The organism is Nitrincola alkalisediminis (assembly GCF_009821115.1).
In the GTDB taxonomy this organism is placed as follows: Bacteria; Pseudomonadota; Gammaproteobacteria; order Pseudomonadales; family Balneatricaceae; genus Nitrincola; species Nitrincola alkalisediminis.
This window is the reverse complement of record NZ_VYTY01000004.1, coordinates 157,385-176,530: the sequence shown is the minus strand read 5'-3', so window position 1 is coordinate 176,530 and position 19,146 is coordinate 157,385. Positions and strand designations below refer to the sequence as shown.

20 protein-coding genes are annotated in these 19,146 nt (G+C 48.1%); 7 read left to right on the top strand and 13 right to left on the bottom strand.

Annotated elements, in window-relative coordinates:
- Positions 1 to 43: 43 nt before the first annotated feature.
- The 3 genes from fghA to F5971_RS08505 form a co-directional block, all read right to left on the bottom strand.
- A complete protein-coding gene (fghA, locus tag F5971_RS08515) occupies positions 44 to 895 on the bottom strand; it encodes an S-formylglutathione hydrolase (RefSeq protein ID WP_036511156.1) in 852 nt (283 codons plus the stop codon).
- Between the two features lie 12 nt (positions 896 to 907).
- Entirely contained in the window at positions 908 to 2,017 is a 1,110-nt protein-coding gene (locus F5971_RS08510) for an S-(hydroxymethyl)glutathione dehydrogenase/class III alcohol dehydrogenase (RefSeq protein WP_193364998.1), read from the bottom strand.
- Between the two features lie 129 nt (positions 2,018 to 2,146).
- Positions 2,147 to 3,049, bottom strand: coding sequence for a LysR substrate-binding domain-containing protein (locus F5971_RS08505; RefSeq protein ID WP_051514414.1), 903 nt, complete (start codon positions 3,047 to 3,049; stop codon positions 2,147 to 2,149).
- A 109-nt stretch (positions 3,050 to 3,158) separates the two neighbouring features.
- Between F5971_RS08505 and F5971_RS08500 the strand changes: the two genes are divergently transcribed.
- Positions 3,159 to 3,833, top strand: a complete 675-nt coding sequence (locus F5971_RS08500; protein ID WP_193494715.1) for a TIGR01621 family pseudouridine synthase — start codon at positions 3,159 to 3,161, stop codon at positions 3,831 to 3,833.
- 3 nt (positions 3,834 to 3,836) lie between these two features.
- Here F5971_RS08500 and rarD read toward each other — a convergent pair whose 3' ends face one another.
- Positions 3,837 to 4,730 (bottom strand): EamA family transporter RarD, encoded by an 894-nt coding sequence (rarD, locus tag F5971_RS08495; protein WP_193494714.1) that lies wholly within the window; start codon positions 4,728 to 4,730, stop codon positions 3,837 to 3,839.
- Positions 4,731 to 5,025: 295 nt separating this feature from the next.
- Here rarD and F5971_RS08490 point away from each other — a divergent pair, with 295 nt between their 5' ends.
- Positions 5,026 to 6,093, top strand: a complete 1,068-nt coding sequence (locus tag F5971_RS08490; RefSeq protein ID WP_036511147.1) for an META domain-containing protein — start codon at positions 5,026 to 5,028, stop codon at positions 6,091 to 6,093.
- 72 nt (positions 6,094 to 6,165) lie between these two features.
- Here the strand turns inward: F5971_RS08490 and F5971_RS08485 are convergent, their stop codons facing one another.
- The 6 genes from F5971_RS08485 to F5971_RS08460 all read right to left on the bottom strand — a co-directional run bounded on the left by F5971_RS08485 (position 6,166) and on the right by F5971_RS08460 (position 11,840).
- A complete protein-coding gene (locus F5971_RS08485) occupies positions 6,166 to 7,932 on the bottom strand; it encodes a PQQ-dependent methanol/ethanol family dehydrogenase (protein ID WP_036511144.1) in 1,767 nt (588 codons plus the stop codon).
- Positions 7,933 to 8,082: 150 nt separating this feature from the next.
- Positions 8,083 to 9,069, bottom strand: coding sequence for a quinoprotein relay system zinc metallohydrolase 1 (locus F5971_RS08480; protein WP_237748596.1), 987 nt, complete (start codon positions 9,067 to 9,069; stop codon positions 8,083 to 8,085).
- Positions 9,041 to 9,799 carry a quinoprotein dehydrogenase-associated SoxYZ-like carrier gene (locus tag F5971_RS08475; RefSeq protein WP_036511141.1) on the bottom strand — a complete coding sequence of 253 codons (759 nt, stop codon included), beginning with the start codon at positions 9,797 to 9,799 and terminating at the stop codon, positions 9,041 to 9,043. Before F5971_RS08475 ends, F5971_RS08480 begins: the two co-directional genes overlap by 29 nt.
- A 76-nt stretch (positions 9,800 to 9,875) precedes the next feature.
- Positions 9,876 to 10,805: a substrate-binding periplasmic protein gene (locus tag F5971_RS08470; RefSeq protein ID WP_036511138.1), complete on the bottom strand. Its 930-nt coding sequence runs from the start codon at positions 10,803 to 10,805 to the stop codon at positions 9,876 to 9,878.
- Positions 10,795 to 11,238: a cytochrome c-550 PedF gene (gene pedF / locus F5971_RS08465; protein ID WP_036511135.1), complete on the bottom strand. Its 444-nt coding sequence runs from the start codon at positions 11,236 to 11,238 to the stop codon at positions 10,795 to 10,797. Before pedF ends, F5971_RS08470 begins: the two co-directional genes overlap by 11 nt.
- A 149-nt stretch (positions 11,239 to 11,387) precedes the next feature.
- Entirely contained in the window at positions 11,388 to 11,840 is a 453-nt protein-coding gene (locus F5971_RS08460; protein WP_193494713.1) for a cupredoxin domain-containing protein, read from the bottom strand.
- Between the two features lie 169 nt (positions 11,841 to 12,009).
- Between F5971_RS08460 and F5971_RS08455 the strand changes: the two genes are divergently transcribed.
- The 5 genes from F5971_RS08455 to F5971_RS08435 all read left to right on the top strand — a co-directional run bounded on the left by F5971_RS08455 (position 12,010) and on the right by F5971_RS08435 (position 16,216).
- Positions 12,010 to 13,197 (top strand): ABC transporter substrate-binding protein, encoded by a 1,188-nt coding sequence (locus tag F5971_RS08455; RefSeq protein WP_051514413.1) that lies wholly within the window; start codon positions 12,010 to 12,012, stop codon positions 13,195 to 13,197.
- Between the two features lie 21 nt (positions 13,198 to 13,218).
- Entirely contained in the window at positions 13,219 to 14,187 is a 969-nt protein-coding gene (locus tag F5971_RS08450) for a YVTN family beta-propeller repeat protein (protein ID WP_081763826.1), read from the top strand.
- Positions 14,188 to 14,922 (top strand): ABC transporter ATP-binding protein, encoded by a 735-nt coding sequence (locus F5971_RS08445; RefSeq protein WP_036511131.1) that lies wholly within the window; start codon positions 14,188 to 14,190, stop codon positions 14,920 to 14,922. It abuts the gene before it with no gap.
- Positions 14,919 to 15,710 (top strand): ABC transporter permease, encoded by a 792-nt coding sequence (locus F5971_RS08440; protein WP_036511128.1) that lies wholly within the window; start codon positions 14,919 to 14,921, stop codon positions 15,708 to 15,710. Before F5971_RS08445 ends, F5971_RS08440 begins: the two co-directional genes overlap by 4 nt.
- Before the next feature lie 131 nt (positions 15,711 to 15,841).
- Positions 15,842 to 16,216 (top strand): SirB2 family protein, encoded by a 375-nt coding sequence (locus F5971_RS08435; RefSeq protein ID WP_157682315.1) that lies wholly within the window; start codon positions 15,842 to 15,844, stop codon positions 16,214 to 16,216.
- Between the two features lie 46 nt (positions 16,217 to 16,262).
- On the opposite strand, the gene rfbD is transcribed toward F5971_RS08435, so the two are convergent.
- From rfbD to F5971_RS08420, 3 genes are all read right to left on the bottom strand, one after another.
- Positions 16,263 to 17,168: a dTDP-4-dehydrorhamnose reductase gene (gene rfbD / locus F5971_RS08430; protein ID WP_036511124.1), complete on the bottom strand. Its 906-nt coding sequence runs from the start codon at positions 17,166 to 17,168 to the stop codon at positions 16,263 to 16,265.
- A gap of 115 nt (positions 17,169 to 17,283) precedes the next feature.
- Complete coding sequence (locus F5971_RS08425) at positions 17,284 to 18,543, bottom strand: TRAP transporter large permease (protein WP_036511121.1); 1,260 nt, start codon at positions 18,541 to 18,543, stop codon at positions 17,284 to 17,286.
- Entirely contained in the window at positions 18,540 to 19,109 is a 570-nt protein-coding gene (locus F5971_RS08420; RefSeq protein ID WP_036511119.1) for a TRAP transporter small permease, read from the bottom strand. The genes F5971_RS08425 and F5971_RS08420 overlap by 4 nt, the downstream gene beginning before the upstream one ends.
- Positions 19,110 to 19,146: the final 37 nt, after the last annotated feature.

The window sequence follows — 19,146 nt, the reverse complement described above, 5'->3', positions numbered from 1 at the left end:
AAAGGTGCACATACGCACACCTTTTAGCCTAAACATGCCAAACTTAGTCAAACAAATGCTGAGCATGAAAGCGTAAATGCTCTTCAATGAAGCTCGCAATAAAGTAATAGCTATGGTCATAGCCATCTTGATAGCGAATTGCGGCGTCGAAGTTCATCTCTTGGCATACTGTCTCTAATTCCGATGTTTTCAACTGCTCGGATAGAAAGGTGTCCGATAAGCCTTGATCAACCAACAACGGAATGTGAGCCGCACCACGACGGATTAACTCAACACTGTCATAGTCTTTCCAGGACTCTACATCTGACCCTAAATACCCCGAAAAGGCTTTTTGTCCCCAAGGGCAATCGCTTGGATTCACGATCGGTGAAAACGCCGAAACACTTTGATACTGTCCCGCATTTCGCAGTGCAATCATGATGGCGCCATGCCCACCCATGGAATGTCCTGAAATCGAGCGCACCTGAGTGACAGGCAGCTCTTTTTCAACCAAGGCGGGCAGCTCAGTAACGATGTAATCATACATCCGATAATGCGCAGACCAAGGCACTTCGGTTGCATTGACATAAAAGCCGGCCCCCAAACCAAAATCATAGGCGCCCTCGGCATCATCCGGAACCTGATCACCCCTAGGGCTAGTGTCCGGTATCACCAGAGCAATTCCCAACTCAGCCGCCACACGTTGAGCACCCGCTTTCGTTGTAAAGTTCTGATCATTGCAGGTCAACCCTGATAACCAATACACAACTGGCACAGGCGTTCCAACGCAGGACTGAGGCGGTAAATAGACGCTGAACTGCATCGTGCAATTCAACGTGTCTGAATAGTGTTCATACTGGTTTTGCTGTCCACCAAAACACCGAACAGAGCTCTTCAGAACAAAGGATGTCGACATGCCAGCTCCCTGTTAGTAATGAATAACGGTTCGTATCGATTTGCCTTCATGCATCAAATCAAAGGCCTCATTGATTTGTTCAAGAGGGAGTGTATGGGTAATGAAGGTGTCCAACTCATACTCACCTTGCATAAAACGATCAACATAACCCGGTAATTCTGAGCGCCCTTTAACACCACCGAAGGCACTGCCACGCCATACGCGCCCTGTCACCAATTGGAAAGGACGTGTCGAGATTTCCTGTCCAGCTCCGGCAACGCCTATAATGACGGACTCACCCCAACCTTTATGACAGCACTCTAAAGCCGCTCGCATGACATTCACATTGCCGATACATTCAAATGAGAAGTCCACGCCCCCATCTGTGAGCTCAACGATGACCTCTTGTATCGGGCGGTCATACTTGCTTGGATTAATAAAATCAGTTGCTCCCAGTTTTTTGGCTATTTCAAACTTATCTTCATTTAAATCAATGGCGATAATTCGACTGGCTTTTGCTTGAACCGCACCAATAATAACGGCCAAACCGATGCCCCCTAAGCCAAACACCGCGACCGTATCACCTTCTTTGACTTTGGCGGTATTGTGCACAGCGCCCATCCCAGTGGTGACACCACAGCCCAACAAGCAGACTTTTTCCAAGGGAGCGTCTTTGTTTATTTTGGCTAGCGAAATTTCGGGAACCACCGTGTACTCAGAAAACGTAGACGTTCCCATGTAGTGATAAATGGGTTGACCATCTTTATAAAAACGCGTCGTGCCGTCCGGCATCAGCCCCTTACCTTGAGTCGCACGAACCGCTTGGCAGAGGTTGGTTTTGCCTGACTTGCAGAATTTACAAACACCACACTCAGCCGTGTAGAGCGGAATCACGTGGTCACCCACCGCTAAGCTGGTTACACCTTCGCCAACGGCTTCAACAATGCCAGCCCCTTCATGACCAAGAATCGCAGGAAAAATACCTTCTGGATCATCACCTGACAAGGTGAAAGCATCCGTATGACAGACACCCGTAGCAACAATGCGCACCAACACTTCGCCTTTTTGAGGCGGCATCAAATCCACCTCTTCAATGCTTAACGGTTGGCCGGGTCCCCAAGCAACGGCGGCTCTTGTTTTGATCATGTCCATCTTAACTCCTGATTTTCTTAAGCTAACGAATGTTCTTAATAGCTAACCATTATAGAGATTAAGCGGCTGGGGATTAGGGGTTGGTCAGCAAATGACTTTTGTTACTGAGAAATAATGCGCTTATACCTGAGCAAATAAGCGCAAAATATCGGGCTTTTGTGTACGTTCAACCAGAAAATCAATGAACAATCTGACTTTAGGCGAGAGATAGCGATGATGAGGGTACATAATCCATACCGCGGATTCCCGAAAGCGGTATTCATCAAGCACAGGTACTAGCCGCCCCGTTTCGATGTATTCATCAATGTAATACCCCGGAAGCTGAGAAATTCCCATTCCTTTCAACGCCGCATCCACGAGCGCCAATCCTGAGTTCGCATGGTAGCGACCGCTGATACGGATCTCTCGACGTTGCCCGTCCACGGAAAATAACCAGCGATCTTTCGTACCCACTAAACACTGATGTTGATATAAATCCTGCAAACACTCAGGTGCCGCATGGTGCTGGAGATACTCCGGCGACGCCACTAAACGTTCATTTCGATCCAGAATGCGTCGTGCAATCAACGATGAGTCATCCAGGACACCCATACGAATAGCAACATCATAGCCCTCTTCAACCAACTCAACGCAGCGGTTGGTAAAGTGCATACGCACTTCCAACAGGGGGTACTTCAACATAAAATCATTCACAATGGGTGCGATAAAGTGCTCACCAAAGGTGGTTCCAGCCGTCAGGCGTAAAATACCTTTTGGACTGCTTTGCAAATCATTAATCGCTGCTTCAGCCTCCAAAAAGCCATCCAGCATGTGACGACAATGCTCAAAATACACTTGGCCAGCATCGGTTAAGCGTATGTGCCGAGTGGTTCGATACAAAAGCTGCGTCCCCAGTTGCTCTTCCAAGCGCGCGACCAAACGACTGACATGTGAACCCGAGACATTCAGATGTTTAGCCGCTGCTGAAAAACTACCGAGCTTTACTACTTCTACAAACGCATCAATACAGTCCCAGCGGTTCATGTCGCTTTCTCTCACTTATTATCAAACACCATTCACTTAAGGCAGTTCTGCCGGCAACAGGATAAAATGCTCTCAGACACAACGCAAAACTTCTTTAAGAGATTTCAATATGTATGACCTTGTTGCGAACGAAACGGATTTCCTAGTGGTGGATAAACACCCAGGTGTCGATTTCCACAGCCAGTCGGGTGAGGCAGGTTTAGCGGCGCAATTGCAACAGAATTTAGGGTATCCCGTATTTGCCGTCCATCGGCTCGACACACTGACCTCGGGCTTACTTCTGTTTGCAAAATCGTCAGAAGCGGCACACCAGCTAGCCAAGCGCTTTTCAGAACGACGTATACAAAAGTTCTACTTAGCGATTGCCAAAGGCAAGCCCACAAAAAAACAAGGCAAAATACAAGGCGATATGGCCAAATCACGACGCGGCCAATTCAAACTGATGCGCAGCCAAGACAACCCAGCGATTACGCGCTTCTACTCACATGCGCTACAGGAGGGGTTACGTCTTTACCTATTAAAGCCCGAAACAGGCAAAACACACCAGCTACGCGTCGCACTCGCCAGCCTAGGCACTCCGATACTTGGCGATCAACGCTACGGAGGGGGTGACGCGGATCGTGGGTATCTACATGCCTATTGCTTAAGTTTTGAGTACAACTCGACTCATTACCACTATCGAAGCCCACCTTCGCAAGGAAAGATGTTCCTGACTGACAACTGTCAATCATGTATCAATACAGAGTGGTTCAGCCCTGAACACCTCGACTGGCCAACTCGGTGAAGGCTAACGCTCAAGGCTAACCACCGCAGCTCTTTGGTTACGACCCAGCCAAAGACCCAGCATAAACACCAACAAGGCTGCCCACACCAACCCAAACGTCACCAAACGTTGCGGTGGGTAGTCTTCTTGAAGAATCAATACGGCAATCAAAAACTGTAAGGTTGGGTTAATGTACATAATAAAGCCAACAATCGATAAATCGAGTCGCTTGGCTGCAGCGGCAAACAGCAGCAAAGGAATGGCCGTCAAAATCCCAGAGGCAAACAGCAGCAAACTCGTCGTTAAATCTTCACCAAAAGCTAGGTCGACATCCACCTGAACAAATTGCCATCCCATCCAAAGTAAGGCCAGAGGGAACAACCATAACGTTTCAACGGTTAGACCATTGAGACTATCAACCGGAAAGTGTTTTCGGACCAGTCCATAAAAACCAAAGGATAATGCCAAGGTTAAGGGGATCCAAGGAAGTGAGCCCAAACTATACAGCTCCCAAGCAACTGCAATCGCCGCGATTCCGCCTGCAATCGCCTGTAATGGGTGCAGTTTTTCTTTTAACAACACACGCGCCAAAAACAAGCTGACTAAGGGGGTCATGTAATAGCCTAAACTGGCTTCAAGAACACGCCCTTGACCCACCGCCCAAATATAAATTAACCAGTTCGCACCGATCAAAAGCGAGCTAAGGATTAACCAAGGCATCATCGCGCGTTGCTGAAACAACTGCCAGAAAGACTGAAAACGCCCCATCACCAATACAATCGTCATCGTTGCCACCAGCGACCAAATGACGCGATTGGATAACACCTCGATCGCGGGTATCTCTTTCAGCAAATTAAAATACAGTGGAAAACATCCCCATATGACATAGGCGGCCAACGCTAGCCAAAAGCCTCGCATACAACTGACTCCATACAATTGACGGGTTGATTAAGAATAAGATGAGAAATTGGGAACGGACTTCTTGGATAATCTGCTAAAACAGATCATCATAGACTTCGATGGTATTAATCTAATTGTTTCGATTGTTTCATGCAATTAATCATCTGAAAATATTGTTTCCTAACATTCAGGATCTCGATCAAAATGCTGAACACCTCGTCATCGACGGAACGTTGTCTTGGTGTAAGTGCCTGACATCTTGGCACACCCATGAGTAAAATGCAGAATGACTCTACAATAGGAATTGTGAACAATGCGTATTCATACACGTAGTACCCTAGCCTTATCCACTTGTTTGTTGATGCTGGCTGGCTGCAGCAGCCAAAGCACGGTTGCCCCCTCAGCACTGGCCACGCCCGATCAAGTCACCACACCTATAGCGCCTCAATCTTTTTCTGGAGTGTTGCCCTGCGCCAGCTGCCCTGGCATTGAAACTCAGCTTGATCTGCTCCCAGATGGTCGCTATTTTTTAACGGAAACCTATCAAGATCGCGCCAATGCCACCTTTACTCGCGCTGGACATTGGCAAATAGATGAAACACGCTTATTGCTTCAGCACGAAGATTCAAACCTAGTCTTTTTTGCGACAGAGAGTGGGGGTTGGCTGCAAGCCGATACTGAAGGCCGTCCTATTCAATCCAACCTAAACTACGAAATACGTCCAGTAGAGTGGGCACCTAAACCCTTAGCAATGAGTATAACGGGCATGCTGGTGTATTACGCGGATGCCGCGAGTGTCGTCGACTGCTCGACCGGAACGCGTTTTCCCGTCGAAATGACAGAGACTTGGCTTGATATAGAGCGCACCTATTTATCCTCGATTAGCGCCCCTGGCAGCTATTTACAAATCAATGCCGACGTATCCCTCAATTGGCAGACACCTGAAGAAGGCCCTGCAAATTACTACTTGGCCTTTAACACTCTCACATCCTTCACACCTGCAACGACCTGTGGAACCTCTCTGGAAAAAATCGAGCACCATGAATGGCGACTGCGCGAGATCACAGACATATCACGTCAGGCCTTACCGGAAGAGGGTAAACCCTTTATCAAAGTCAGCGGTCAACAGTTATCTGGGCATACGGGCTGTAACTCGCTTGCTGGCTCAATCACCTTAGACGGCAATCGAGTCACCTTGGGTCCTGTGGCCACCACTCGTATGTTCTGCATGCAAACAGCCGATTTGGAAACCCAGTTTTTACAGACGCTCGAACAGGCCACCTATGTGAGCCTTGAGGGAGCATATTGGACTTGGTATAACGAAGACATGGGAAGACTCATGTCCTTCGAACAAGCCGCCCCTCGTTCTATATCTCAATAGCCTAACAACAAACACCCCCATGCGCTCAGAACGCATGGGGGTGTTTTAATCAACGAACGCTCTGCTCAGCGCTTATTCGTAGGCTTTAGGAAGCTTAAAGGTGAAGACTGAACCGCCTTGGTTAAAATTACTGACGCGCTGCGCCACCTCGCCGCCCCATAACGGAACTGCTCCACCCCATCCAGACACAACCGATACATATTGTTCGTCGTCCATTTCCCAAGTGACAGGCGTTCCTACAATGCCGGAGCCAGTATTGAAGCGATAGAGCATTTCACCGGTCTTCGCATCAAACGCCATCAAGTAGCCTTCAGGGTTACCCGTAAACACCAGGTTTGATTTGGTCGTCATAACGCCGCCCCATAAAGGCGCATAGTTGTTGTAACGCCAGACTTCTTCACCGGTTTTTGGATCGATGGCACGCAGAACACCAATATAGTCTTCATGTATCGGACGAATCGTAAAACCGGCCCCCAAATAAGCAGCCCCTTTACGGTAGGTCACATCTTCATTCCAGATGTCCATTTCCCACTCATTGGACGGTACATAGAATAGACCTGTCTCTTGACTATAGGCCATCGGCATCCAGTTTTTACCACCGAGGAAGGACGGAGCCGTTGTTACAGTTTGACCTTGAGTGCCTTCGGTTTTAGCAGGATTGCCAGGACGGTTATCATCGTTAAAGATAGGGCGTCCATTTTCATCTAGGCCAGACGCCCAAGTGATTTTATCGACAAAGGGGAAACCACGAATAAAGTCACCGGATTCACGCTCTAATACATAGAAGAAACCGTTACGATCCGCCGTTGCCACCGCTTTAACCGTCTTACCGTTTTCTTCGTAATCAAATGAGATCACCTCATTCACACCATCGTAGTCCCAACCGTCATTTGGTGTGGTTTGGAATGACCAAACAATTTCACCCGTATCAGGATTGAGCGCTAAGCGAGAAGAAGAGTAGAGGTTGTCGCCAGGACGTAAATGTGAGTTCCAAGGAGCAGGGTTACCGGTTCCAAAGAACAAGAGATTGGTGTCTGGATCATAGCTTCCGCCTAACCAAGTGGCAGCGCCACCTGTTTTCCACAGATCGCCCGGCCAGGTTTTTCCAGCCTCGCCACCGGTGATGCCGTTTTCAACCTGCTGGCCATCCTTCCAGATGTACCCCATGTGCCCTTCTACCGTTGGACGCGTCCAAAGCAAATTGCCTGTTTTGGCATCATAGGCTTCTACTTTACCCACTACACCAAATTCACCACCGGCAACCCCTGTGATGATTTTGTCATTGACGATCAGTGGAGCCGCTGTGATTGAATAGCCCTCTTGATAGTCACCAACGGTTTTACGCCACACCACACGACCTGTGTCTTTATCGAGCGCCACCAGACGTGCATCCAAGGTGCCGAAAATCACTAGATTATCATACACACCCACACCACGGTTAATCACGTCACAGCAGGGCATGATACCGTCCGGTAAACGAGCATTGTATTCCCAAAGCTCCTCACCCGTTCTCGCATCAACTGCAAAAACACGCGAGTAGGATGCCGACACATACATTACCCCATCCACAATAATGGGTTGTGCTTCTTGTCCACGTTGCTTCTCGCCACCGAACGAAAACGCCCAAACAGGACGCAGATCTTTCACGTTATCCGTATTTAATTTTGTTAACGGACTGTAACGCTGTTTTTGCAGACCCATACCATCGGTCACAATTCGGTCTGTGGTCAGATGGTCTTGCAATAAGTCATCATTGGTTACCGCGTGAGCTTGCCAGCTCAAAGACATAGCAGCGACCAAAGCGCTGATTGCAAAATATTTACCATGGCTTGGTTTCATGTTGATCACCTTTACGGATTATTGTTGTTTTCCCGGTATAGACTGGGCTGTTTTCCCGGTGTACTTAGGAATGCTTTTATTTTGGCCAGTTACTCAAGATCAACCATTGACCGCTCGTCGTGTATTAGCGGTACATTAGTCGTACTACTTCTAAAAATTCTCAGCAAAGAACAGGTCTTCATACTTGGGATACAAATGTGTCACTGTGCGTTGTAGCTCCTGTGCCGCTAAAGCCACTGAAGAAAAACGCTCAGGAATATCCACCCTCATCACCTCCGTTGCCACGAGCCCTTGCGCAGCCGAATCGGTTAATACCTGATCCAGCCACGTGAGGTAGGCTCGCATCTGATCCAAAGGCTCTCTTGAAGTGGCAACCTCCCCATGTCCCGGCACAAGAGTGGTAAATTCAAGTGAAGATAACGCATCGATATCCTCAAGCCATTGCATGAGGCCAGGTGTGTCGGGTGTTGTGAGTGCTCGGTCATAAAACACCAGATCAAATGCGAACAGCACACCTGTCGTTTCATCAAGTATGACGAGATCGGACTGCGGCCCGCTATGCCCCGAAAACGCCATAAACCTAAGGGAATGTTCACCTATTCTCTCTTGGCCTGGTGTTTGAATACGGTTGGGCAATAGAACATCGGTGCCTCGCATCCAATCCCCGACCATGCGATACATATTCTCGGTGTAGGCTTCGCCTCGACTTTTAATTAAGTCGATGGTTGCGGCTAAGGCATAAATATCGACATCCGCAAACGCTTGATTCCCTAAAAAATGATCCGGATGGTGATGACTGTTATAAACACGCGCAATCGGCTGCTCTGTCACCTCACGGATGACACGGCGCAACGCCTCTCCATAACGCTTGGACGGTCCGGTATCCAATACAACGACACCCTCTGCCGTAACAATAAAGGCGGTATTCACAATATCGCCGCCATTCTGCGGAGTAAAGTCTTCCGTTAAGCCGGTCACAACCCAGGTATTTGGCGCTATTTCCTGGGGTGTCAATTCGTAGTTCAAAGGATTGGCCTGTACCCAACTGCCACAAACGAGCAAGCCCATCAGTGCATAACGCAGGTGTTTTAAAACCATAGCGGCCCCCTTAAAGTGCTCGTTGGAATTCATTGCCATCGTTATCCCTGACCCACAGCTGATAATGCTGATCCGAACTCAGCCGATCAAAACTAATGCTAGGGTTTTCGGAAACGGCGGGTGACAACTCCAAGCGCACCTGTAGATCGCCATTTTCAGCCCTCAGCTCCACTTGCTCTAAATAAAAACTGGGGATATTGGCAACCAAACCTGAGTCCATCGGATGCATAATGCGAAACTTATAGCGATCCGCACCTGGCTGATCATGTCTTGAAAATCGACCGGCTCGAATCTGGCCAAGACTGGACTGCCAATCGTCATTCATGCGCGACTCGCTTGGCAAGGTGCATCCTCCACCCGCCGCACTCACATAACCAGATCCCACTAACCACTGCCCTGATTCCGTCAACACAGCCGCTCGCACGGGTGTGCTTTGCTGGACCTTAAAGGTAATGGAAACTTGTGGCAGCATCCCAGACTCAGGATGGTAGGTGAAGATATGCTGAATAGGGTTGTAATCCGCCCAAGTAATCATTTTTACAATGGGCTCATCGATTGCACTGGCATCAACCGATACCGGAACTTGCATCGAATCTTCAGCAAACTCAGGTAAAGAGACACGTATCCGATCATCAAATTGATACAGAGCCTCCCCTAAAAACATCTTACGGGTGTAATCCCACATCACGCTGTCGTGAACTTGAGCAAGAACCAGGCTAGGCAAGATTCCAGAACAGATGGCGCAGTAGAGTATGAGTAGTCTTTTCATGGGCAATTTCTTTTATTGTTATATTGATCATCTGTACCCGCATGACGTCTAGCCGTCTGTCAGACTGAGCCAGTTGCTAGAAATCGTAAAAAGCAGGCACTTCCCAAGTGACGCCGTAGCGTTCAAAAATACTGGCAATTTCACCGCTCATTACCAGAGGCTCTAGAATCCCCTCAATGTGATACCCCAATTGACGGTCTGCTTCTCTAACCGCAATGCCAATATCCCAATGCTGTTTTCCCATGGCTGGAAAGGTGGTGTCTCCCATTTTTAAGCTATCGGATGCGTGCTGAGCCAGCAGCCACTCTAACTCCCCTCTCATCGCCATGACCGCTGTCACCTCACCCTCAACCATTGCTTGAAACGCTTGAGCGGGAGAGCGGAAGTGGCGCACTTGGTTGCGCAAGTTACCATTAAAAACCGATGTCAACATGAAAGCTGGCACGGTTTCCATTTCAACGCCAATCGGGTGGTATTGGAAAACGGCGAGGGTTCGGGCCGCTTCAAGGCGATCCGAATTATGTGCCAACTTCCACGTCTCACGTTGATAGGGCATCATCATCACAATCAGATCGTTTTGATAGGCATACACCCCCTGACCTATGTAACCACGCGCGTAATTAAAATTACGGTCATAAGGCACACGCAACATGACATCCGCCACTTTCTTACCGGACAAACGTTCATGCTTGTGGTCATGATCAAGCACATGCCCACGCCAGAGATAGTTTCTCAGATCATCGGCAAGATCTTCGTCGGGGAGCATCCAGAACAGCTCAAGTTCAAGACCCATTTCGTCGGCAATATGCTGTGCAATATCCACATCAATTCCGACAGCTTCACCGTCTGCATTTTTAAATGAATACGGAGGGAAATTTTCGTAAACCCCCACCCGTAAAAAGCCAGAGGCCAAAAGTTCATCATAGGGACGAGAAAACGCCTGCCCTGCACTTAGCAGGGTCAGGACGAGTAGAAAAGGAAGAAAAACGCGTTGGTTAATGCCCATGGCTCACAGTCTCCAACCAAGCACGAATGGCCCATACCGCTTCTTGATCCATATGATCGGCCATACGCGGCATGTAGACACGGCCATCTCTTACCGCACCTTCACGAACACGGTAGATGTACCACTCATCCCCTTCTAGGCCATTCTCCATTTCACGAAGATCAGGAGCGATACCGCCCGATATCGCTTCTAAACCATGACAACGCGCACAGTTTTGATTGTATGCAGACGCACCAATGCGCACAGCCGTATCGTATTCAGCATGACCTGGACGGTACGGATTTTCGTCCAGCCAATCAGAACCAAGTGAAGATAATCCTTTTGTATCGACGGCTTGCGGCGTTACGTCGCCATGGCCAATGGCTAAAGTGGAAAGACCCATTGTTATCATTGACGCAGCGATAAGGCTGAATGCTTTTTGCTTGGTTTTCATTTTTAATCACCCATTATTAGATTTATTAAACTTAAAAATGTTTTTATGGGTAGATAGTGATGTCTTTTAAATTATTTTAAGATTCGTCATTAGACTGTTTTTTTTGATACTTAAGTACTAAGTGCTCAATAACAATGTAAATAGAAACTTTACTCAACTTTAAAGACGCCAGTCATGCCACGCTCTTCGTGACCTTTGATATAGAATGGAAATTCACCGGGGCGTATCGGCACAAAGAAAATCTCGGCCTCGCCTTTATCTTCAAACTCTAGCTCCGTTAACCCAACACCTTTGATCTCAACACCACCGGCTTCAACTTTACGGATATAGATGGACTCAAAAAACTTAGGTGCTTGAAATGCGTACTCTTTCAATCCAGACGCTTGTATTTTCAATCGATAGGATTTCCCCGTTTCAAAGGTGTATTCCTTCGGTTCCATAAAATAATCCAACAACTCAGTATCTGTTAACTTACCCAGTTGTATTGGCTCTAATCGTTCAGGTCGCTGAGTCAAATCACCAGCAGACCAAGCCATACCCGACACGGATATTGCGATGGCAGCCAATATAGATTTCACTCCAATGTGTTTTTTAGATAGCATGTCTATCACCTCTTTTATTTTTGTAAGTATGCTCCTTTTTAGACTATCCCAGCCCTGCTCAAAAAAAATGCTACTTAAGAACTAAATAATTACTACTTTCTAAACATTCAGATTTATCCCTCAAGCTTCTAAGCTGAAGACCACGTTTATAAATGCAGAAGAATCAGCCATGAAAACGATAAAAAAACTGATAACTGCTCCTGTTACAGCCTGCCTTCTAGCCAGTGCAATCGCTTTGTCAACACCGGCTCACAGTGAAGGGCTGGAGGTGCGTATTGCCTATTTGGGGTTTGAGGAAGACAAAGGCCCTCTGTTGTCGAATTCATTTCCCGAACCTGAAGACTCGGGACTGAAAGGCGCTGAGGTCGCATTACGCGACAACAACAGTACGGGACGTTTTTTAAAGCAAACCTATCATTTAGATGCCTTACACACGGATGATGCAGACGAACTCTATGAGTTTGCCACGCAGCTTCATGCGGACGGTGTTCGGTTTTTCGTTGCTAACCTACCTGCCGACCAAATACGACGTCTGCACGAAACCTTCGGCGACGATGCCTTATTGTTTAATGCCGGTAGCAAGGACGATGCTTTAAGAGTCAATGAATGCATCCCAGGACTTCTGCATACTCTGCCATCCCGTGCGATGCTCGCCGACGCACTTGGGCAGTGGTTAGCGGCACGGCGCTGGAATAAATGGCTGCTCGTCACAGGGCAAACGGAAGATGATAAAGCCTATGCGGCTGCCATTCGACGTGCAGCCGACCGTTTTGGTGGACGCATAGTGGCTGAAAAAGAATGGGACTTTGACACGGACCTACGCCGCACGGCACAACAAGAACTGCCCATGTTCACACGTGCCAGTGATTACGATGTCGTGATTGTTGCTGACGAACGAGGTGATTTTGGTGAATATCTACTCTACAACACTTGGCTGCCCCGCCCCGTTGCAGGTACGCAAGGCTTAATGCCAACAGGTTGGCACAAGGCGGTTGAAGCCTGGGGTGCTGCTCAATTGCACAGCCGCTTTGAGCGACACGCTGATCGCTGGATGAACGAATTGGACTACGCCTCATGGGCAGGCGTTCGTACCGTTGGCGAGGCCGTCGCCGCCATCAAGACAACTGAATTAAAGGATGTTCGAGCGTTTATTTTATCGGATGATTTTCAACTGGCAGGGTTTAAGGGTAGACGTTTGGAATACAGACCTTGGAGTGGGCAGTTAAAACAGCCCATTCCATTGGTCCACCCGCGAGCACTTGTTTCACAATCGCCTCAGGAAGGCTTTTTACATCCGGTAACTGACTTGGATACCCTTGGTTTTGACGCGCCCGAAAGTCAATGCCACGTAAAATAATAAATAAAGTGGAGAGTAACTATGTTTAAAAAACGTCTACTAACAGGCTTAATCGCAGGGGCATTATTTAGCACACCTCTGTTTGCAGGGACTGCGTTTATTTCCAATGAGCGAGACAACACCATTTCGGTAATTGATACAAAAAGCTGGGAAGTTGTGAACACCTTCAATGTGGGCATGCGCCCCAGAGGGATTCTCTTAAACAGCGACTATTCAAAGCTCTATGTCTGTGCAAGCGACTCAGACCGCGTTGAAATATATGATGCGAAGACCTTTGAGTTTATCACCGACCTTCCTTCCGGCGATGATCCCGAGCAGTTTGCCCTGCATCCCAATGATCGCTTGCTATTTATTGCCAATGAGGATGACGATATTGTCTCCGTTGTCGATACGGAAACCCACCAAGTCCTCGCGCAAATTGAAGTGGGCATTGAACCGGAAGGCATGGGTGTTAGCCCCGATGGAAAATGGGCGGTCAACACCAGCGAAACCACCAATATGCTGCATTGGATCGATACTGAAACACTTGAACTGGTCGACAACACGGTGATTGACCAACGTCCTCGACACGTTGAGTTTACCCACGACAGTCAACGTCTCTGGGCCTCCGCTGAAATTGGTGGCACTGTTACCATTTACGATGTCGACAGCCGCGAGGAAATTCACAAAATCAACTTCGAAATCAAAGGCGTTCACCCGGATCGCATTCAACCCGTTGGTATTCAGTTAACTCAAGACGGTCGCTACGCCTTTGTCGCGCTAGGCCCCGCTAACCACGTGGCCATGATCGATCAACAAACCTATGAAGTTCTTGAGTATTTCTTGGTTGGACGTCGTGTCTGGGGAGTGGGACTCACACCTGATGACAAATACGTGATATCAACCAACGGTGTGAGTGGCGATGTGTCAATCATCGATGTTGAGAAGCGTGAAGTGATTAAAACCCTCAAGGTGGGCCGTTACCCTTGGGGCGTTGTGGCAGCGCCGTAAATGAGTATTGAACTCAATGCTGTCAACTTCCAGTATGGAAAACGTCAGGTCCTTCACGACCTGACGTTTTCCCTCACGGCGGGAAGCTTCAATGCACTGCTTGGCCCTAATGGCGCGGGGAAAACCACACTTATTTCACTTCTGACACGCCTGCTCGCATTACAGTCAGGTTCCATCAAAATTCATGAGGACGACCTGCGCCAAGCACCCAGACGAATCATGGCATCACTTGGCGTTGTCTTCCAACAAAGCACACTCGATTTAGATCTCAGCGTCTTACACAATCTTGAATACCATGGTGCGCTTCATGGCCTGTCACGCCAACAAGTTAAGAACCGAGCGCTTGAAGAGCTGGCTCGTATGGGCCTGTCTGACCGCCTCAATGATAAAGTGCGCAGTTTGAACGGGGGCCATCGGCGTCGTGTCGAAATTGCCCGTGCACTCCTGCACCGACCTAAGGTTTTACTGCTTGACGAACCCAGTGTGGGGTTGGACACGCGCACACGCCTCGAACTCAATGAGTATGTACGAGGCCTCTGCCAAACCCATGCACTCACCCTGCTCTGGACCACTCACTTGATGGATGAAATTCGTCCCGAGGATCATCTGCTTGTGTTGAATAAAGGTCATTTGCTGTTTGCAGACACGGGTACTCAGTTATTATCGCTCACCCAGACTCATCTTCTATCCGATGCCTTTGAGCAGATCACAGGCCTGAGGGAAACGGTCATATGAATTTTTCTGTCTATGCCTACAGTTTTTTGGGCGTTTTAAAGCGAGAGTTTTTACGTTTTATTCACCAGCGCTCACGTTTTTTTAGTTCGCTGGTTCGCCCTTTACTTTGGCTGATTGTATTCGCGGCGGGCTTTCGTGCGGCACTCGGCTTGTCGATTACGCCCCCATACCAAACCTACATCACCTATGAGACCTACATTATTCCCGGTCTGGCCTGCATGATTCTGTTGTTTAACGGCATGCAAAGTGCTCTGTCCATGGTCTATGATCGAGAGATGGGCAGTATGCGAGTATTGTTAATGAGCCCTCTCCCTCGCAGCTGGTTGCTCTTTTGTAAACTCTTTGCCATTGCTCTGATTTCACTGATTCAGGTGTATGCGTTTTATGGCATCACCTTAGCGCTCGACATACGTTTACCCTTAATTGGGCTTCTTTATGCACTGCCTGCTTTATTGCTCACAGCCCTTGAACTAGGCGCAATCGGTCTGTTTTTATCGTCTAAAATCAGACAGTTGGAAAACTTTGCGGGGGTCATGAACTTTGTTATTTTCCCGATGTTTTTTATGTCGTCCGCGCTCTATCCTCTGTGGCGAATGCGTGAAAGCAGTGAATGGCTCTACTGGGTGTGTAGCCTGAACCCCTTTACCTATGCCGTTGAGTTAGTTCGCTTCGCCATGTACTCGCAGCTAAACCTCGAAGCCTTCTGGGTGACCTTGGCGACAACCCTATTCTTTGGTGGTATGGCCATTATTGGATTTCGCCCTGAAAAGGTTACGGGTACTAAGTGAAAATGAAATCTAGATACTTCTTTCCAACGTCCCATTTTCACAACAACTGAACCCAGCAGTTGCTCGAAGGTCTGGCTTATGCCAAAGTCTGCTTTCCTTGATTAATAATATGAGAATCCTGTCTTATGTACATGGCGTTTAAACACCTTCATCTCACGATGGTTGCTATCACGATTTTACTCTTTTTGATTCGTGCCGTGATGTTGCTGGCATGGCCAAAAGGGCTTCAGAAGAAACTGTTTAAAATTCTTCCCCACGTGGTTGATACCTTGTTGATTCTATCGGCGATTGGCCTTTTGGTCGCCATGCAGATGAACCCTTTGCACGTTGGCTGGGTGTTGGCAAAAATCATTGGACTCATACTGTATATTGCCTTTGCCGTCTACGCATTCAAAAAGGCCCACTCATTAGGGGAAAAAATTCTTGGCTTGGCCTTGGCGGGTACGGCCTTAATCTACATTGCTAAGGTCGCTCTGGCGCGCTCGGCAACGCTCGGCTTGTTCTAACCCCTTTCGCTGAACACAGGCGGGCCCCTATGGGGTCACGCCCATTTCATGTTTCCACTTGATCATAGTAGATGCGAACTAACCGCTGCAATTCGCTGCGCCACGGACGCTGCCGAATACCGAAAACGTTTAAAATTTTCTGGCATTTTAAAACAGAGGTAGAGGGACGTTGAGCTTCGGTGGGATAATCTTTGGTTGAAACAGGTACAAGATGGGTGGCTTTTAAGTTTTCATACTGTCGTGCGGCGGCAATAACGGCTTCACTGAAGCCATATCGCGTGGTCACTTCAGCACCGCAATAGTGATAGGTTCCCCAGGCATCCGCTCCATTGCTAATTTGCTTAAGAATCGCCACCACCACTCGAGCTAAGTCATAGGCACTCGTAGGACAACCGCGTCGATCATCCACAGCGCAAATCTCTTCCTGATGACGCGCTTCATCAAGTAAGCGCAACATGAAGTTATCGCCTCGCTCACTGAACAACCAACTGACTCTCAAAATGATATGCTGCGGCCAGCCTGTTCGCAGATACTCTTCTCCTTGAAACTTACTTAAGCCATACACGCCAAGCGGTGCTGTTTCATCTTTTTCGCTGTAACCCGTGGCATAATGCCCATCGAAAACATAATCCGTGGACAAATGAATGACCGGAATCGACAAGCTCGCACAGGCCTGCGCCAGATTCTTTACGCCCTCGGCATTGAGTTGATACGCACGCTCCGGTTCGCGCTCGGCACGGTCGGCACTGTTTAATCCAGCACAGTTAATCACATAATCAGGAAGACACGCATCCAATTGCTCTATCACCTTTTCAGGTTGAGTGATATCGAGCTGTTTACGACTGAGCGCCGTAACGGCAAAAAAGGGATCGGACTTCGCTAAATGCGTAATCGCATAGCCAGCTTGCCCATCGGCACCTGTAATTAGCACTTTAACTGGATCAGCGAACAATCATTTTACTCCTAAGCGGTTAGCCATTCGTGCTCAACCTTATGTGTGTTGCCACTCAAATCTCACTCTACTTTACAGACAATCCAGAGTAACGAAAAGCCACAAATGGATGGATTCAAAGTAAAATCAAGACAATACTCGGAATACCACTGATTAGGATAAGCGAGAGTAACGTCATCATCAAAAAAGGGAGCAACGCTTTAAATATCTTCATCGGGGGAACACCTGTCATGGCCGAACCAATGAACAAGCCAGCCCCCACGGGTGGCGTTAAAAGTCCCATGACGAGCGTCAGACACACAACCACACCAAACTGATACGGGCTGATGCCAAAATCCGCTTGCGCAACGGGTAACAGGATAGGCACAACCAGAATTAATGCTGCAATACCGTCCAACAGCATCCCCACTAAAATCAGCGCAGCAACCACCATCAATAAAAAGACAAAGGGATCTGAGGTTTGCTGAACGATCCAAGCGGCGACGGCTTGCGGAATTTGCTCGTAGATTAGGACCCAGCCAAAGACACCGGCAGCGGAGATCAAAATAATCACCATGCCCGAATTCAATGCTGTTCGCTTCATAATCTCGGGTAAATGGCTGAGTTTTAATTCTTTATAAACACAGGTCCCCACCAGCAAAGCTCCTAAGGATGCCAAGGCCGCTGATTCGGTTGGTGTGACCAGTCCCGTCAAAATGCCACCAATGATCAATACGGGTATCAAGCAGGCGGGAAGCCCCATCCAAAAGGCTTTTTTAGCCTCTGCCGCTGTTAACCACTGGCCCTTGGGATATTCGTGCACCAACCCCATCAGCGCAATGGTCAGGAAGAACAACGCTGACATGAGTAAACCGGGTAAAATACCCGCAATAAACATATCGGCAATGGGTACTTGAGCCAACACACCAAACAATACAAATAGCATCGAGGGGGGAATAATCGGCGATAGAAGCCCCCCTGCAGAGGTAATCGCCGCCGCGTAGGCTGGCGAGTAGCCCTCTTTTTCCATTGCAGGCACCATCGCTCTCGACATAATCGCAATCTGCGAAGCCGCCGATCCCATAATAGCAGCCATCATCATGTTGGCCACAAGGTTAATATACGCCAGTCCACCCCTAAAACCGCCCACTAAAATACGCGCCATATTAATTAAGCGAGACGTTAAACCGCCTTCATTCATTAACTCACCAGCCAGCATAAACAAAGGGATGGCCAACAAACCATAGTTTTCAATTGCCCCAAACAGTTGCTGAGTGAACGAATCAAATAAAAGATGATTACCCGATTGTGCAATATAAGCCGCAGACGTCAAGGTCAACACAAGTGCAATTGGAACAGCAGCAAACAACAAAATTAAGAACACAGCCAAAATCATGCGGACGTTCCCTTTTGCTCGTATGCCTTGGGCGTTCTCCAAGACAAGAGTCGATCCAGCACATTTACGCTGCTGTGTATCATCAGTGCGAATGCAACCCAGGGTAAACACATCCACACCCAAACCTTTTTTAAACCCAGTGTGTTGGTGTTTTCTGAATAGATAAAATTGAACGTCTGCGACTGATACTCCATCACATCAAATCCGGTTTGAAATAACCGCCAAGGGTCATACCAGCGATAACACAGGACGGCCAATAAAAGAGCAAACCCCAATATCATCACATCACTAAACAGCGCTAAACAATACCGCCCCCTAAGGGGTAATTGATCCACTAAAAAGGTGACCGCAAGGGTTTGACGTTTTTTAATCACAACAGAGGTGGCTAAAAAGGTCATCCAAATCATCGCATAAATGGCCAGCTCATCAATCCAGTAAATGGCCATGCCCAGCGCTCGGCTGACCACGTTCACTAAGATCAACACACTGATAAATAGCGCCATCAAAGCCGCTAAGGCCATTTCAAACTTAGCGACCCAATGTGAGAGTTGTCGTAATAACTGCATTGTTGAATACCGACCCTAACGTTGATTAGGGCCTTAA

What these genes read in the sequence shown, in the direction of transcription:
- fghA (WP_036511156.1), bottom strand. Translation starts at nt 895, where the DNA reads ATGTCGACATCCTTTGTTCTGAAGAGCTCTGTTCGGTGTTTTGGTGGA.
- F5971_RS08505 (WP_051514414.1), bottom strand. Translation starts at nt 3,049, where the DNA reads ATGAACCGCTGGGACTGTATTGATGCGTTTGTAGAAGTAGTAAAGCTC.
- F5971_RS08500 (WP_193494715.1), top strand. Translation starts at nt 3,159, where the DNA reads ATGTATGACCTTGTTGCGAACGAAACGGATTTCCTAGTGGTGGATAAA.
- rarD (WP_193494714.1), bottom strand. Translation starts at nt 4,730, where the DNA reads ATGCGAGGCTTTTGGCTAGCGTTGGCCGCCTATGTCATATGGGGATGT.
- F5971_RS08490 (WP_036511147.1), top strand. Translation starts at nt 5,026, where the DNA reads ATGCGTATTCATACACGTAGTACCCTAGCCTTATCCACTTGTTTGTTG.
- F5971_RS08485 (WP_036511144.1), bottom strand. Translation starts at nt 7,932, where the DNA reads ATGAAACCAAGCCATGGTAAATATTTTGCAATCAGCGCTTTGGTCGCT.
- F5971_RS08480 (WP_237748596.1), bottom strand. Translation starts at nt 9,069, where the DNA reads ATGGCAATGAATTCCAACGAGCACTTTAAGGGGGCCGCTATGGTTTTA.
- F5971_RS08475 (WP_036511141.1), bottom strand. Translation starts at nt 9,799, where the DNA reads ATGAAAAGACTACTCATACTCTACTGCGCCATCTGTTCTGGAATCTTG.
- F5971_RS08470 (WP_036511138.1), bottom strand. Translation starts at nt 10,805, where the DNA reads ATGGGCATTAACCAACGCGTTTTTCTTCCTTTTCTACTCGTCCTGACC.
- pedF (WP_036511135.1), bottom strand. Translation starts at nt 11,238, where the DNA reads ATGAAAACCAAGCAAAAAGCATTCAGCCTTATCGCTGCGTCAATGATA.
- F5971_RS08460 (WP_193494713.1), bottom strand. Translation starts at nt 11,840, where the DNA reads ATGCTATCTAAAAAACACATTGGAGTGAAATCTATATTGGCTGCCATC.
- F5971_RS08455 (WP_051514413.1), top strand. Translation starts at nt 12,010, where the DNA reads ATGAAAACGATAAAAAAACTGATAACTGCTCCTGTTACAGCCTGCCTT.
- F5971_RS08450 (WP_081763826.1), top strand. Translation starts at nt 13,219, where the DNA reads ATGTTTAAAAAACGTCTACTAACAGGCTTAATCGCAGGGGCATTATTT.
- F5971_RS08445 (WP_036511131.1), top strand. Translation starts at nt 14,188, where the DNA reads ATGAGTATTGAACTCAATGCTGTCAACTTCCAGTATGGAAAACGTCAG.
- F5971_RS08440 (WP_036511128.1), top strand. Translation starts at nt 14,919, where the DNA reads ATGAATTTTTCTGTCTATGCCTACAGTTTTTTGGGCGTTTTAAAGCGA.
- F5971_RS08435 (WP_157682315.1), top strand. Translation starts at nt 15,842, where the DNA reads ATGGCGTTTAAACACCTTCATCTCACGATGGTTGCTATCACGATTTTA.
- F5971_RS08425 (WP_036511121.1), bottom strand. Translation starts at nt 18,543, where the DNA reads ATGATTTTGGCTGTGTTCTTAATTTTGTTGTTTGCTGCTGTTCCAATT.
- F5971_RS08420 (WP_036511119.1), bottom strand. Translation starts at nt 19,109, where the DNA reads ATGCAGTTATTACGACAACTCTCACATTGGGTCGCTAAGTTTGAAATG.